The organism is Rhizobium sp. WW_1 (assembly GCF_003610155.1).
Taxonomy (GTDB): Bacteria; Pseudomonadota; Alphaproteobacteria; order Rhizobiales; family Rhizobiaceae; genus Rhizobium; species Rhizobium tropici_A.
The window spans coordinates 91,417-106,494 of record NZ_RAIN01000020.1 but is presented as its reverse complement, the minus strand read 5'-3'; the positions used below and the strand labels follow the sequence as shown (position 1 = coordinate 106,494).

The following is a 15,078-nucleotide window of genomic DNA, read 5'->3' as shown; positions in this document are numbered from 1 at the left end:
AGCGCGGCGAACTCTTGCAAAGTCGAGCACCGAGCCCGATGCCACAGGCTGCAGTGACGGCGCATGACTAAAAAGACATATCTCCGCCGTCTGGCGAGCGAGGCGGAGAAGCTCTTCGCCGGACGAACAATCGAGCAATATGCCGCAATTTGCTACAGGCGTTGCGCGGGCGAGAAGGATGTACAAATCCTGCTGATCACCTCGCGCGACAGCGGCCGTTGGGTCATTCCCAAGGGATGGCCGATGGCCGGAAAGCTGCCGCATCAGGTCGCCGAACGCGAAGCCTGGGAAGAGGCTGGCGTCAAGGGAAAAGTCAGAAAGAAGAGTTTCGGCTACTATACCTATCTGAAGTCTCTCGATACCGGCGACACCGTCCCATCTGTCGTTCAGGTCCACCTTCTAGAGGTCGCTGGATTGGATGACCGATTTCCGGAGCAGGGGCAGCGCCAGCGTCAATGGTTTTCACCCAATGAGGCGGCGGCTCGCGTGCGAGAGCCTGAATTGAAGAGCCTTCTGCGCATGGTCCAGGCGGCCGTCACCCCGGATCGCTGAATAAGACCGGTCATCCAAGCCTCGATCGCATCTCGATCCATCCCGGTTAAATCGTGCAGGACCGTCGGGGCTGCCGTCGATTTATGCTTAAAGGGCATAAATCGCATGTTCAAATCTCGTTTGTGGCTAAAAACAAAAGCAACGTAAGCTTTCCCCATTAGAAAATGGAAGCTCACCAATGAGCTCAGGGGATCGAAATTTGACCAATTCAGCGCCACTGGACGTGAATGCGCTTGTGATCGTGCCGCAACGAAAGATCGGCACCAAGATCATGGCGGCGATCTGCATCATCCTTCTCCTTCTTCTGGCGAGAGCCTTTTGGAAGGGCGATATTGCCTGGGAATATGTCGGACAGAACCTGTTTACCAGGGCCGTCATGATCGGCGTCGGCAATACGATCATCATGACTTTCTGCGCGATGATCGTCGGCATTGTGCTGGGTGTCATCGCCGCGATCATGCGTATGTCGGACAATCCGGTGCTGCGCAATATTTCCGTCGGCTATGTCTGGCTGTTTCGCGGTACGCCGGCTCTGCTGCAACTGCTGCTATGGTTCAATCTCGCCCTGATTTTCCCGACGATCGGCATTCCGGGCGTTCTCTCCGTTCGAACGGTCGAACTTATGACGCCGTTCGTTGCCGCCCTTCTCGGCCTCGGCATCCAGCAGGGCGCCTACACGGCTGAAGTCGTGCGCGCCGGCCTGCTGTCGATCGACAAGGGCCAGATGGAAGCAGCCCAATCGATCGGCATGACGAAGCTCAGGGCAACATTGAAGATCGTCCTGCCGCAAGCGATGCGCGTCATCGTCCCGCCGATCGGCAATGAAACCATCGGCATGGTGAAGCTGACGTCGCTCGCCAGCGTCATCCAGTATTCCGAAGTGCTGAAAAACGTCGAGGATATCTACTACGTCAATTCGCGCGTCATCGAGCTGCTGATCGTGGCCGCCATCTGGTACATGGTCGTCGTCACCATCCTCAGCATCGCACAGATCTACATCGAGAAGCATTTTTCCAAGGGCTGGGGCAGGCGGGATGCCAGCGCGCAGCAGGCGGCCAACCAGGCGCTGGTCGGGGAGGCTTCGTGATGGACGCGATCATCAAGGCACACGGGCTGCAGAAGTATTTCGGCACCTTTCACGTTCTGAAGGATATCAATTTCGAGATCAGGAAAGGTGAAGTGGTCTGTATCATCGGCCCTTCCGGCTCGGGCAAGAGCACCTTCCTGCGCTGCATCAACCAGCTCGAACAGATCGATGCCGGCTATGTCACGGTCGAGGATGAAATCGCCGGCTATCGCCGCGAGGGCAATCGGCTATTTCCGCTGCCGGATCGCGAGATCGCCCGCCAGCGTCAGTCCGTCGGCATGGTCTTCCAGAAGTTCCATCTCTTCCCGCATCGCACCGTGCTGCAGAACATCATCGAAGGCCCGGTCGGGGTGCAGAAGCGGCCGAAGCAGGAATGCATAGCCGAGGCGCGCATTCTCTTGCAGCGTGTCGGCCTCGCCGACAAGGCAGGCGCCTATCCGGGCGAACTTTCCGGCGGCCAGCAGCAGCGCATCGCCATTGCCCGCGCGCTTGCCATGAAGCCGAAGGCGATGCTGTTCGACGAACCGACCTCGGCGCTCGATCCCGAGCTTGTGGGCGAAGTCCTCGGCGTCATGAAGGAGCTCGCCGCGTCAGGCACGACGATGATCGTCGTCACGCATGAGATCGGCTTTTGCCGCGAGGTCGCCGACCGTGTCGTCTTCATGGATGCAGGCATGATCGTCGAGACCGGGACGCCCAGCGACATATTGGAAAACCCCAGGAATCCCAGAGTGAAGAACTTCATCTCTGCGGTGCTTTAACAAGAAAAACCCTGAAAAAGATCATCAGAGGAGAATCGCATGAAACTCATTCGTCTCGCCGCCTCGGTAGCCCTTCTTTCGCTCGCGGCCACCGCCGCCTTCGCGGATTCAAGCCTCAACCTCATTAAGGACGGCGAGCTCCGCATCATGACCAACCCGATCTATCCGCCGATGGAATTCGTCAATCCGGACACCGGCACGATCGATGGTTTCGACGTCGATCTGGCGAATGCGATTGCCAAGAAGCTCAATCTCACGACCGTCTTCGTCACTTCCGCCTTCCAGGAGCTGCAGAGCGGCCTTCAGACCGGCCGCGCCGACATGATCATTTCCGGCATGAGCGACAACGTGAAGCGTCAGGCCGCCATGGACTTCGTCGACTACATCACCAGCGGCCCGATCCTCTTCACCGTCAATGCCAACGCCGGAACCTACAAGCAGGCGAGCGACCTTTGCGGCAAGACGGTCGCCGGAAGCCGCAGCACGACCTTCGGCGATAACGTCAAAGCATGGAGCGCTGAGAATTGCGAAGGCAAGGGCAAGCCCGCCATCAAGTTTGAGGGCACTGCGGATTCGAACGCTGCCCGTCTCGGCATGAAGCAGGGCCGCTATGACGCGGTCGTGCAGGGCATCGAAACGATCGCCTATCAGATGCGGATCGAGCCCAACACCTATACGCTCGTCGGTGAGCCGCTGCTCAGCAACGACACGTTCGGCATTGGCTTCAAGAAGGACCACACCGCGCTACGCGATGCGGTTGCCGGCGCTCTCGACGCGCTGATCAAGGACGGCACCTACGATGAGATCCTCAAGAAGTGGGGCCTCGTCCACAATGCCGTTCCGAAGGCCGTGATCAACGGCGTCAAGTAACGATTGAGGAAGCGCCGCGATAAAGGCGGCGCTTTCTTCCCCCATGCAGGCAATCATCGGCCGGGGCGCTTCGCGCCCGCGGATGGATGGTTGCGGCCCAAGACACCCCGAAACGCATGCTGAGTCCCATGACTGCGAAGAGTGCAACCAAATCGGCGAAACCAAGCCTGTGGCCGGCAGGCCGGCAATCGGCTGTGGCGCTCGCCTTCGATGTGGATGGCCCGACGGGCGATGCGATGCTCGATGGCTCGCTGGTCTCCAATCCCCGCTATTTCACGCAAGGCGCCTATGGCCCGTGGCGGGCGCTGCCGCGACTTCTTGATCTTCTTACCGCCTACGGGCTCAAGGCGACATTCTTCGTGCCAACCTGGGTCGTGGAGCACTGGCCGTCGCAATGCGAGCGCATCCTTCGCGATGCCCATGAGATCGCCTATCACGGCCATTATCACGAAGTCTTCATCGACTGTAGCCGCCAGCAGCAGCTCGACATCATGGGGCGTTCCCGCGACATTTTCTTGAGCGGACTGGGTGTGACGCCGGTCGGCTTTCGCACGCCTTCTGGCGACTGGAGCGATGAAACGGCGCAATTGCTGCACGAGTTCGGCGTAATTTATTCCAGCTCGATGCGCGGTGACGACCGGCCTTACTTTCACACGACCTCCGGCAGCCGCGGCCTGGTCGAAATTCCTGGTCGTTGGGACATCGATGACTATACCGCTCTTGCCTACAGCGAGGAGCCTGATTTCCCGATCGGCCTCGACCGCATCTCAGGCTATGCCGACGTCCAGCGCAATTGGTGCGCCGAATTCGAGGGTTATCATCGCGAGGGGCTCTGCTGGACGACGATCCTTCATCCGAAGGTTTGCGCCAAGCCCGGCCGGCTGGCGATCCTCGAGGGCCTATTCAAGGCGATCACCGCCCATGGCGATTGTGTCTGGGCGACGCACTGCGCCGAAATCGCAAAATGGTGGATCGCACAACATCCGGAGAATGCCGCATGATGGGCGCAGTTGTTGAAGACTTCTGGCCACAAGGCAAGACATGCGCCGCAATCGTCTCCGTCATCTTCGACGATGGGCTCGATGCCGTCGCGCAGGCACCGGACTTGAAAGGGCGCAGCAAGAGCTTTTCCGTCTGGCAATATGGTGCGACGCGCGGCGTCGAGCGCCTTTGCAACGTATTTGCCGATGCTGGCGCGCGAACAAGTTGGTTCGTGCCGGGGATCGTCGCGCAGAACCACGAACAGCTGCTGCGCGATGTCGTGGCACCGCTGCATGAAATCGAGAGCCATGGCTGGAATTTTGAGCGCTACGATACCATGTCAGCAACCGAAGCCATTGATCTTCTGAGGCGTAGTCGCGACGCGTTGAATGCGATCGCATCGAACGAGGTCTCAGGCTTCCGGCTCCCGGCCGGCAACTGGCCGCGCCGTTTCGATCGCCTTCTAGTGGAGGCCGGCTATAGGTGGTCGGCATCGCTGAACGGTGACGATGTGCCCTATAGCCATTCTTCGTCGCTGGTTGAGATCCCGGTTCACATCGAACTGGAAGACCGGCCGTATTTCCAGTTCAATTTCACTCCGGCCTTCCCGAAGGGGCAAAGCCGCATTCCGTCGTATGAGGCAGTGCTGGGCAATTGGATCGCCGAGTTCGATGCCTACCGCAAATACGGCCTCTGCTACGTTATCCAGCTTCGGCCGGAATGGACCGGCACGCCCGGCCGGATCGCGCTCGTCGAAGCCTTGCTTGCCCATATCACGAGCTTCGATGACGTGTGGCTGGCGACGGCTGCGGACGTAGCCCGCTGGCACGCCGGCAAGGACACTGTCGTGCCCGGCGATCACCCGATCAACGTCTATGAAGCCTATGTCGATGAGGAGCGGGCCGGTGAGCGATAATCTGACACACGCCCTGGCCGAGCTTGCCTGCTCGACGAATTACGAAGCTTTTCCACCCGCGACCATCCACAAGGCGAAGCTTCATATTCTCGATACGCTGGGGGCTGCGATCGCCGGCTCGGCATCCCGCGAGACAGATGCCGTCGTCGCGATGCTGGGGATCCAGGCCGGGACCGGACATTCGCCGATTTGGGGGCGGCCGATTGCCTCCGACGCCAGGACGTCGGCTTTCGTCAACGGTGTTTCTGCCCATGCCTATGAGCTTGATGATAGCGGCGGCTGCGATCATTCCGGCGCCGTCGTCCTGCCTGCCGTGCTTGCCGCACTCGGCGACCGTAGCCAGCCGCTAAGTGGCCGCGAACTGCTGCGCGGCGTCCTGCTTGGTTATGAAGTCGGTCGGCGCGTTCTGGAAGCGGTCGGCGGCTATGAAGAGCACAATGGCCTCGGCTGGCATTCGACTGGGACTTGCGGTGCATTCGGCGCTGCTGCAGCCGTCGGCAGCATGTTGAATCTCGACGTGAATGCTATGGCCTCCGCTCTCGGCTCGGCCTGCTCTTTTGCCGGTGGCACCTGGGCCTTCATCCACAATGGCAGCTCGACCAAGAAGCTCCATGCCGGCCGGGCGGCCGAAGGCGGGCTGATGGCCGCCTATCTTGCAGGCCAAGGTTTTGAAGGCCCCGACAGTGTCTTCGAGCCGGAGCGCTGGGGCAGCTTTTTTGCGACATTCGGCGCCGGCAAGGGCGATCCGCAGGCGCTTCTCCGCGACTTCGGAGATTACTGGCGGCTCAATCGCTGTTCCATCAAGCCACATGCCACCTGCCGCGGCACGCATGCCGGGATCGATGCACTTGACCTGATGTTGCAAAACCATGGTCTTCAGTCTGCCGATATCGCCGCCATCGAGGTGGACATCAGTGGTTTCCAGTATGGCATGTGCGGCGGCAAGGTCATCCAGTCGCGTGCGCAGGCGCAGATGAGCCTGCCCTATGCGCTCGCAGCGCGGCTGCGTTACGGCAAGGTCTTTCTGGCCGAGCTGGAAGAGGCCGCCTGGTCGGCGGCTGAGATCGGCCCGTTGATGGACCGCATCACGGTGCGTATCGACCCCGCCATGAAGGATGAGGACGAGCCGGCGATCACTATCGTCACGACATCAGGCGAACGGCATCGGCTCGTCGTCGAGTTTCCGCTCGGCGGTCCGCAAAACCCGCTCTCCGATGAGCGGTTGATCGGCAAATATGCGGCGCTCGCCGGCATGGTGCTCCCGACAGCAAGGGTCGACGCCATCAGCGATTTCGTTCTCGACCTCGAAAACCAGACCGACACCCGCAGCCTGCTTGCACTGCTTCAATAGGGGATGCGTCCGGAGGAGGGCAGCATTCGTTCGAAAGGGAAGACCGCGATGAGAAATCAGAAAGAAGCCACATGGTCGCCGCTGTTCAAGGAGGCGGTCTCCAGGGATTTCGAAAGCTTTCACGAGTGCCTTGACCAGGACAAGCGCATCGCATTGCACGACGTCGCCGGATCGAAGGTCCATGCCGGGATGCTTGCCCGTGCCGGCATTCTGACTGCCGAGGACAATGCTCAGATCCAGAACGGCCTCGACCAGGTGGCTGAAGAAATGCGCTCCGGCACCTTCGAGTGGAAAAGGGAGCTCGAGGACGTTCATACCAATGTCGAGAACCGGTTGATCGCACTGATCGGCGATGCCGGCAAGAAGCTGCATACCGCGAGATCGCGTAACGATCAGGTCGCGACCGATATTCGCCTCTATGCCCGCGAGCAGCTGGATTTGTTGGCCGACGATCTGAAGACGCTAATCGGCGCCTTTGTCGATCTTGCCGAGAAACATGCCGATGCGATCATGCCCGGATTCACGCATCTGCAGGTGGCGCAGCCCGTTACTTTCGGTCATCATCTCATGGCCTATGTCGAAATGTTCCTGCGCGATCTCGACCGCGTCGGCGCAGCGCGGGAGCGGCTCAACGTTTCGCCGCTTGGTGCTGCGGCCCTTGCTGGAAGCGGCTATCCGATCGATCCCGAATACAGCGCCTCCGAGCTTGGTTTTGCCGCATCCTTTGCCAATTCGCTCGATGCCGTTTCCGACCGCGACTATGTCGTCGATGTCTGCAGCGCCGGCTCGATCATCATGGGGCACCTGTCGCGCTTCAGCGAGGAAGTGATCCTCTGGTGCACGCCGATGTTCGATTTCATCGAGGTGGGCGACCAATTCTGCACCGGTTCCTCGATCATGCCGCAGAAGCGCAATCCGGATCTTGCGGAACTGGTGCGTGGAAAGGCCGCTCGTGTCATGGGCAATCTGGCATTTTCGGCGGCGCTCATGAAAAGCCAGCCGCTTGCCTTCAACAAGGACCAGCAGGAATCGAAGCCGCCACTCACCGATACGCTCGAAACTGTGCGAGCGGCGGTCAGCGTCACGGCGCAGATGATCCCGACGATCACGGTCAAACACGCAAAAATGCTCGCCGCCGCCAACCAGGGCTATTCGACGGCAACCGATCTTGCCGATTACCTTGTCCGTGCGGGCTTGCCGTTTCGCGATGCGCACCACGCCGTTGCCGCGATCGTTGGCGCTGCTCGCGACAAGGCATTACCGACGCTCTCCGAACTCTCGCTTACCGACATGCAGGCCTTTGCGCCTGGTATTCGCGAGGATGTCTTCGAGGTGTTGACCGTTGAGGGCTCGGTCGCCAGCCGCGATCACAAGGGCGGCACGGCGCCGCGAAGGGTGAGAGAAGCTGTTCAGACGGTGCGCCGGGCGATCGGCTGAGAAGCGTCGGTTGCCATTCCATCCACATGCTTTAATGCTTGCTGTTTGAGACAGCAGCGGGAAGCCGGGTAGGGAATGGAGCCGAGGTTCGATCACAACAGACTGCCGCCGTTGCAGACGCTGCAGACCTTTTCCGTCGTCGCGGAAACGGGCAGCTTCACGGCGGCGGCCGCGGAGCTCAATCTCAGCCAGAGTGCGATCAGCCGGCAGGTGCAGCAGCTCGAGCATTATTTCGGCTGCAGCCTGTTCGAGCGTCATACGCGGAAGGTGGCGTTGACGGAGCGTGGCATGGCGCTGATCCCGATCGTCGATGGTCTGCTGGCGTCACTGAAGACCTCGTTCGAAGCAACGCGAACGACGGTACGATCTCTCACCATCCGCATGCCGCCGACCTTCGCACGCAAATGGTTCCTGCCGCGTCTGCCTGACCTTCACAGTCACCATGAGGACCTGAATATCAATATCGATACCGCCTGGTTCCTGCGGCCGACTTTTTCGGTCGGCGATATCGACATGCTCATCACGTATGGCAACGGCCATTGGCCCGGTATGGATGTGCTGCCGCTATTGCGTGAGCAACTGACGCCGATGTGCTCGCCTGAGTTTCTATCAAAACTCGGCGATCCGCCCGAGGTCAAAAACCTGCAGAACTGCGTTCTGTTGCACTCCAATCCGCGCCATAGTGACTGGACACTATGGCTGCAGGCCGAAGGCGCCTATTCGTTTCAGGCCTCGCGTCATCAGGTCTTCGACACGCAGGATTTCGCCATGACCGCGGCAGCGAGCGGCTATGGCGTGACGATGGGCGATCTCGTCTTCTCGCGGCAGGATCTTGAAAGCGGCGAGCTGGTCGCGCCATTCGAGCGGATCATCGACAGTGGCTACGGTTATTACGCGCTTTGGCCGGCAAGGACCGAAGCGCGCCAGAAAGTTCGTGCCTTTGCCGACTGGCTCGGTCACGCCTGCAAGGCGACTGCGGACGGTTTTGGCGACGATCGGACCTGACACGTAAACACGTAACATGCTTGCGATATCAGATGCTTGCCGCCAGCGCCTTCATCCAGATCGCAACAGCTGCCGCGCCACCGTCCTCGATTCCGATCGCTCTCTCGCCGAGATAACTCGCCCGGCCGAGCTTCGGTGCCATATCCGCCGTACGACGTGCCCCGTCGGCCGCCGCCGATGCCGCCTGTTTCCAAGCCTCTGCCGCAGGCGCATTGCTGTCGGTAATCTCAAGCGCTTGCAACGCCGGGTCAAGTGCATCGAGCATGGTTCGATCCCCCGGCTTGGCGCCGCCGATCTCGCTGATCGCCGCGATACCGATTGCGAAGGCGGCGCGAAAATCTTCGGCTGAAAAGCGATTGCTCTTGCTCAGATGGCGGCCGGCTCGCGTCAGTGCGATCGCATAGAAAGGCCCGGAGCTTCCAGCGATTGCCCGTCGCAATGCATTGCCGATCGCAACCAGTGCATTGGCGGGATTGATCCAGGCGCTTTCGGGCAAGGCACGAATGGCTTCGGCGCCGCGGAGCATGCTTGCCCCAAGATCGCCGTCGCCCGCCTTGCTGTCGAGATCAGTCAGATGAGCTTCCGCCGCTGCGAGCGCGTCGCTGACGGCAAGACCGATGCGGCGCAGCTCACGAGGATCGAACCGGCCGGTATCGCCGAGCGGCGCCTCGTTCGCCGGCATCTTCGGGGCTTGAACGATGCGCGGCACGTCCTCTATCAAACCACCTCTTGGCCAGGCCGTCGCGGAGGTTTCCGCATCCAGCAGCGCGGTATCGCCATCCTCCAGCTTAAGGAGAGAAATCGAGCAACCAGGCATTTCAAGCGCCGTCAGGAAATTACCGCTCCAGGCCCGTTTGATCCTGAGGCCGCGCGAGCGCAACGCCGTGACTGCGCCGCGGGCGACAACCGCCAACTCCATCGGCGGTGTCGCACCGAGACCGTTGACGAGCAATGCGACACTGGAACCTGGTGCAAGCTTCATGTCCTTGGCGATCTGATCCACGATCCGGTCGGTGATGGCGTCGGCGGGCAGAAGTCTCGTACGTTCGACCCCCTTTTCGCCATGAATGCCGAGCCCAAGCTCGATCTCGTCCTCAGCCAGAGCAAAGCCGGCTTTGCCGGCCGCCGGCACGATGCAGGCGCCGAGTGCAACACCCATGGTGCCGAGACGGGAGGCCGCGGACCGGGCGGTGGCGGCTACATCCTTCAGGCTCTTGCCGCTTGCTGCGGCGGCACCCGCAATCTTGTGCACCAGCACCGTCCCAGCGATACCGCGCCGTCGCTCACGTGGCACGAGGCTGGAAAGAGCCACATCGTCGGCGACGACAACGACGTCGGTCGGAATGCCCTCGACGGTCGCCAATTCGGCGGCAAGACCGAAGTTCAGGCGGTCGCCGGTATAATTCTTGACGATCAGAAGCGCGCCCGCCGGCCCCGCGCTGGCACGGATGGCGGTAAGAACCGCATCGACACTCGGTGAGGTGAAGACCTCTCCGGTAACGGCTGCTGTGAGCATGCCCGGTCCGACATAGCCCGCATGGGCAGGCTCGTGCCCGGCGCCGCCGCCCGAGATCAGCGCCACGGGCCGTTCGGCGGCTGCAGGAAGGTCTGAACGAACGACGACATTCTCGGTGTCCAGCAAGGCGAGGGCAGGTGAAAGGGCGACGAGGCCCTCAAGCATTTCCCGCACGACATCGGCGGGCCTGTTGATAAGCTTCTTCATGATCCTTCCCTCCTACATCCACGAAACGTTTTCAAACGACCAGCTCGGCCGGCTTAGACAAGGAGAGCCGGGCGCGCGGCCCCACCGAGGGTCGCAGGCAGCATATCACAGCCACTATTCATGCCATCAACCGACAGGGAAAATCACCCAGTGCGGCGAATGTGCCCCGCCTGTCTTGAACCTTGTTACGGAGTGAGTTCTTCGCCCAGTACTTCGGCCTTCCTGACGAGTTCGGCGACCGAGCGAGCCTCCATTTTTCGCATGACGTTGCCGCGATGCAGCTTCACGGTCACTTCGCTGATCCCGAGTTCGTGGGCGATCTGCTTGTTCATCAATCCCTTGACCACGGCTTTCATGACTTCGCGCTCACGCGGGGTCAAGTGTTCCGCAAGGGCGACTATTGCCTCGCTTTGCGCGCTTAGACGCCTGTGCGCGGCATCGCGCTCCAGCGCTGCTGCAACCGCATCGAGGACATCCTGATCCTTGAATGGTTTGGTGAGGAAATCGACCGCTCCGGCCTTCATCGCGCGGACACTCATCGGGATGTCTCCATATCCGGTCATGAAGACGATCGGCATCTTGCTGCCGAGACGCTCCAAATGCACCTGGAAATCCAGACCGCTGACGCCAGGTAGCCGCACATCGAGAAGGATGCATCCCGGCCGGTTGAAGTTCACTGCCTGCATGAGTGCCGGGGCGCTTTCGAAGGCCTCAACTTCGAACTTCATCGAACGGAACAGATCAATCAGCGCCTCGCGCATCGACAAGTCGTCGTCAACGATGAAGATGATTGGAGCAGACGGCACTGTCGGCGACTTGCGTGTGTCAGGCATGTTCCATCTCCGGCTTCATCGGGAGGCGTATCTGAAAGATTGCACCGCCTTCGGGATGATTCGTACCATCAAGCATTCCGCCCCGCGCCTCAAGCGTGCTGCGGCATATGGAAAGACCCATGCCCATGCCCTTTGCCTTGGTCGTGAAGAACGGCGAGAACAGCTTATCCTTCGCGTCTGGATCGATGCCCGGTCCGGTGTCGCGAACGACGATGGAGACATGATCGCAATCCTCAAGTTCTGATAGGATCGTGACGATCCGTTCGCGGCTCCCCGCCTCCTCCATGGCTTGGATGGCATTGGTGATCAGGTTGATCAACACTTGCTGGAGTTCGATTTTCACGGTCGAAACGGGTGGCAACTTCGCACCATGCGCGAAACGCGCTTCCGTTCTGCTCCGCTGAAGCTCGTGTTCCATCAAGCCTATCGTTTCCTCGATCAGCTCATCGATATCGACAATTTCCAGCTTGTTGGTCGACGGAGCAAGCAGGCTGCGGGCATTGTGGATGATTTCGCTTGCCCGCTGGCTGTCGCGGACCATCCTTTCCGCCGAGCGTCGCGCGGCGGATAGATCCGGCGGTTTGCGGTCGAGCCATCGCAACAGGGTTTGCGCGTTGACCACGTTTGCGCCGAGCGGCTGATTGAGTTCATGGGCAAGAGAAGCGGACATGGCGCCGACCGTTGCGGCCTTCGCTGCCTTCGTCAACTCCGCCTGTGCTTCAACCCGGGCCTTGAGCGCCATTTCGCGCTGCGTATTGTCGACCATGCTGACGACGACGCGATTGAAAGCAGCCGGGTCCTCCGGAAGGTTGATGCTTATCAGCACAAGCTTTTCTTCGCCGCTATCGGTTCGCAGCCTGACGTTTCCTTCGAAGATTCTTTTCCCGTCCATGATCGCCTGAAGCATATCGATCAGTGTCTGGCGTTCGGTATGGACGGCGGCACGCAGGACATTGATGGCGGAGGACCGGGAGCCGAGCAACTCGCTTGCCGCTTCATTGGCTGCGACGACCCTGATCAGGCCCAGGCAATCGTCCAGAAAACGCGGGTTGCTTCCGGCGTAAGCCCCTATGTTTGTAACGCCCCGGATGCGAATGATGCTCAGGTAGTTGTATAGTTTCGAATAGTCCCGTTCCCAGAGCGCGACGCGCGTACAGTCGAAAATAGAACGATACCGCGCCTCGCTTTTCTTAAGGGCGGAGTTGGTCGAAAGCAGGCCGAGGCGAGCCGTTTCCGTCTTCAGCAGCAGCATGGTCGTGACGATCAATGCAGCCAACGCGCCGAAGAGGCGGATTGTCGATTGAAGATCCACGTCCGCGCCATGGGCGATGGCATAGGAAACATGGGTCATGACATAGGAGAGAACGGTCAGAAAGGCGCAGCCGATTGCCGCGAGCAACAGGCCGACGCGCGTCATTGCCTGAGCGGCGAGAAGCATGCTGACGACATAGAAAATCGCTATGGCGCCTTCTATGTCGGTGTAGGTGTCGATGTAGAATACGAAGATCGCAAGCGCAATGGCGGCAAAGCCGAAGGCCGCATTATAGCGGCCTCCAGGGTCGTGTGCGCGAAATAGCAGCGGTGCTCTCATCATGTTCTTACAGCCTGTTCGCTCCCAAGCCTATGCCTTTGCTGGCGCCTTTGAACCTATCCATAGGTGTAATGGCGGCAAGTGACGGCGACGATAACGTCGAGGCATGGGGTCGTCCAGCAGTCGCTTTTATCTGCCGGCGGCCGCGCACCGAATGGGCGCGCGGTAGAGCGATTAGGTCTGGCTCTGCTTGTGGGAAGCACCGGTACGAATTGGTGTCGTAGCCGGGACGAAAGAGACGTGACCGCTGCTTTGAAACTGCGCCCAATAGCCGAGCGCCATGAATATTGCACCACCGATCAGGTTGCCGAGCGTGACCCAGATGAGGTTGTGGACGGCACCGGCAAGCGTGATGTTGGCGGGGTGATCGCCAAGCAGAGCCATCGAGAAGGTGAACATGTTGGCGACCGAATGTTCGTAGCCGGCGGCAACGAAAATGGTGATCGGCCAGAAGATCAGCATGATCTTGGCTGCTGCGTTATCAGTGCGTCCCGCCATCCAGATCGCCAGGCAGACGAGCCAATTGCACAGGATGCCGCGGGCAAAGAGAGCAAGAGAGCTTGCCGACATCTTGGCGGAGACGACTGCGAAAAACTCCTGACTGCCGTCGCCGAGTAGTACCCCGCCGCCGGCAAGATGAAAGAGACCGGCGAGCACCACGGCGCCGATCAGATTGCCGACCCAGGCGGCGACCCAGACGAGAATCATGTCCACAACCCCGGCCCTCCGTGTCAGAACGGCAAGCGGCATGTACATTGCGGTTCCGGTAAAGAGCTCGGAACCGGCAAAAACGACGATCGTCAAGGCTGACGAAAATACGGCTCCCATGATCAGATGGGCCCATGCGGGGTCGACATGCGCGCCGGCGGTAAACATGATGATGTCGCCAAAGCCGATATAGGCACCCGCCATCGCCGCGCCGATGAGGAAGGCGAATAGCTGTGTGCGCACGATGTGGGCTTTATGCTCGCCCGACGTGGCAAAATTGACAATGGAATCCTGATACATACGAGATCCTCGCATAATGCCCGGATTGAACCGGGGACGTGCCGAATAATGCACGCAGGCTAGCCGCATGGGATGTCGTACTGAATCATACTTAGGTGTAGGTCGGCACACGCCGGTCGAGCAACAACCCGTCCGGCGTCCAAAGATGCGTGCGATAGGCGGGCGGCCCTGATTGGCAACGCCAAATCGATGTCCTGGCGTAGGCCTGACTGCCTGACGTCGCCCTCATTCGAGGCGACTTAGGCGCAGGCCCGGCACTCGCCTCCCTTGATGCGCGGAAAATCGTAGGCATTGACCTTCGATGTCATGTAGCCGGCCCCGACCAGGGCTTCAGCCAGCTTGATCGCGGCCGTTACGCCGTCGATGACCGGAACGCCGGTTGCCGCCTGCAGCCGATCGCAAAGGGAGGACATGCCGGCGCAGCCAAGAATGATGGCTTCGGCGCGATCGTCCTTTTTGGCCTTCTCGATTTCATCGATCAGCAGGCGTTCCGCTTCGACCGGGTCTTCTTCCAATCCAAGGACCGGCAGGTCGATGGCGCGGACATTGCGGCAATGACGTTCGGCGCCATAATCGCTGACAAGATCCTCGATGATTGGAATGGAGCGGGGCAGGGTGGTGATGATCGAGAACCTACGGCTGATCGTCATCGCGACCTGGACGGCCGCCTGGCAAATGCCGATGACCGGGCCGCGCGCCACTTCACGCGCGGCATGCAGGCCCGGGTCGTCGAAACAGGCGAGGACATAGGCGTCGACCCCGAGGACTTCCCCCTTGCGGATTTCCGCAAGCATGCCCGGCATGGCGGCCGCCTCGTCGGCACTGCCTTCGATGCTGACGGGTGTGTCGCTCGGATTGACCGCGGAGACCTCCGTCTCGACTTGCTTGACGCGAAGGGCGCTATCCAGCGCCTGCGCCGTCATGGACGCCGTGGAGTTCGGATTGATGAGACGTATGTGCATT

The 15,078-nt window shown here is 60.4% G+C and carries 14 protein-coding genes; 9 read left to right on the top strand and 5 right to left on the bottom strand.

Features of this window, described 5'->3' with window-relative positions; genetic code table 11:
- The first annotated feature begins 63 nt into the window (after window positions 1-63).
- The 9 genes from BJ928_RS33305 to BJ928_RS33265 all read left to right on the top strand — a co-directional run bounded on the left by BJ928_RS33305 (window position 64) and on the right by BJ928_RS33265 (window position 8,960).
- Window positions 64-552, top strand: a complete 489-nt coding sequence (locus BJ928_RS33305) for an NUDIX hydrolase (protein ID WP_047635983.1) — start codon at window positions 64-66, stop codon at window positions 550-552.
- A 199-nt stretch (window positions 553-751) separates the two neighbouring features.
- Entirely contained in the window at window positions 752-1,639 is an 888-nt protein-coding gene (locus BJ928_RS33300; RefSeq protein WP_245432675.1) for an amino acid ABC transporter permease, read from the top strand.
- A complete protein-coding gene (locus BJ928_RS33295; RefSeq protein ID WP_047635982.1) occupies window positions 1,639-2,400 on the top strand; it encodes an amino acid ABC transporter ATP-binding protein in 762 nt (253 codons plus the stop codon). Before BJ928_RS33300 ends, BJ928_RS33295 begins: the two co-directional genes overlap by 1 nt.
- A 39-nt stretch (window positions 2,401-2,439) precedes the next feature.
- A complete protein-coding gene (locus tag BJ928_RS33290) occupies window positions 2,440-3,270 on the top strand; it encodes an ABC transporter substrate-binding protein (protein WP_047635981.1) in 831 nt (276 codons plus the stop codon).
- Between the two features lie 128 nt (window positions 3,271-3,398).
- Window positions 3,399-4,271 (top strand): polysaccharide deacetylase, encoded by an 873-nt coding sequence (locus BJ928_RS33285; RefSeq protein ID WP_052227957.1) that lies wholly within the window; start codon window positions 3,399-3,401, stop codon window positions 4,269-4,271.
- The gene (locus BJ928_RS33280; RefSeq protein WP_047635980.1) at window positions 4,268-5,167 is read left to right on the top strand and encodes a polysaccharide deacetylase family protein; all 900 of its coding nucleotides are present in this window, start codon (window positions 4,268-4,270) and stop codon (window positions 5,165-5,167) included. The genes BJ928_RS33285 and BJ928_RS33280 overlap by 4 nt, the downstream gene beginning before the upstream one ends.
- The gene (locus BJ928_RS33275; protein WP_047635979.1) at window positions 5,157-6,518 is read left to right on the top strand and encodes an MmgE/PrpD family protein; all 1,362 of its coding nucleotides are present in this window, start codon (window positions 5,157-5,159) and stop codon (window positions 6,516-6,518) included. The genes BJ928_RS33280 and BJ928_RS33275 overlap by 11 nt, the downstream gene beginning before the upstream one ends.
- Before the next feature lie 48 nt (window positions 6,519-6,566).
- Window positions 6,567-7,955, top strand: coding sequence for an argininosuccinate lyase (gene argH, locus BJ928_RS33270; RefSeq protein WP_047635978.1), 1,389 nt, complete (start codon window positions 6,567-6,569; stop codon window positions 7,953-7,955).
- Between the two features lie 75 nt (window positions 7,956-8,030).
- A complete protein-coding gene (locus BJ928_RS33265) occupies window positions 8,031-8,960 on the top strand; it encodes a LysR substrate-binding domain-containing protein (RefSeq protein WP_047635977.1) in 930 nt (309 codons plus the stop codon).
- A 28-nt stretch (window positions 8,961-8,988) separates the two neighbouring features.
- On the opposite strand, the gene BJ928_RS33260 is transcribed toward BJ928_RS33265, so the two are convergent.
- The 5 genes from BJ928_RS33260 to BJ928_RS33240 form a co-directional block, all read right to left on the bottom strand.
- Entirely contained in the window at window positions 8,989-10,683 is a 1,695-nt protein-coding gene (locus BJ928_RS33260; RefSeq protein ID WP_047635976.1) for a dihydroxyacetone kinase family protein, read from the bottom strand.
- A gap of 185 nt (window positions 10,684-10,868) precedes the next feature.
- A complete protein-coding gene (locus BJ928_RS33255) occupies window positions 10,869-11,516 on the bottom strand; it encodes a response regulator transcription factor (protein ID WP_047635975.1) in 648 nt (215 codons plus the stop codon).
- Complete coding sequence (locus BJ928_RS33250) at window positions 11,509-13,110, bottom strand: ATP-binding protein (protein WP_047635974.1); 1,602 nt, start codon at window positions 13,108-13,110, stop codon at window positions 11,509-11,511. The genes BJ928_RS33255 and BJ928_RS33250 overlap by 8 nt, the downstream gene beginning before the upstream one ends.
- 171 nt (window positions 13,111-13,281) lie before the next feature.
- The gene (locus BJ928_RS33245) at window positions 13,282-14,115 is read right to left on the bottom strand and encodes a formate/nitrite transporter family protein (RefSeq protein ID WP_047635973.1); all 834 of its coding nucleotides are present in this window, start codon (window positions 14,113-14,115) and stop codon (window positions 13,282-13,284) included.
- 239 nt (window positions 14,116-14,354) lie between these two features.
- Complete coding sequence (locus tag BJ928_RS33240) at window positions 14,355-15,077, bottom strand: aspartate/glutamate racemase family protein (protein WP_047635997.1); 723 nt, start codon at window positions 15,075-15,077, stop codon at window positions 14,355-14,357.
- Window position 15,078 lies beyond the last annotated feature (1 nt).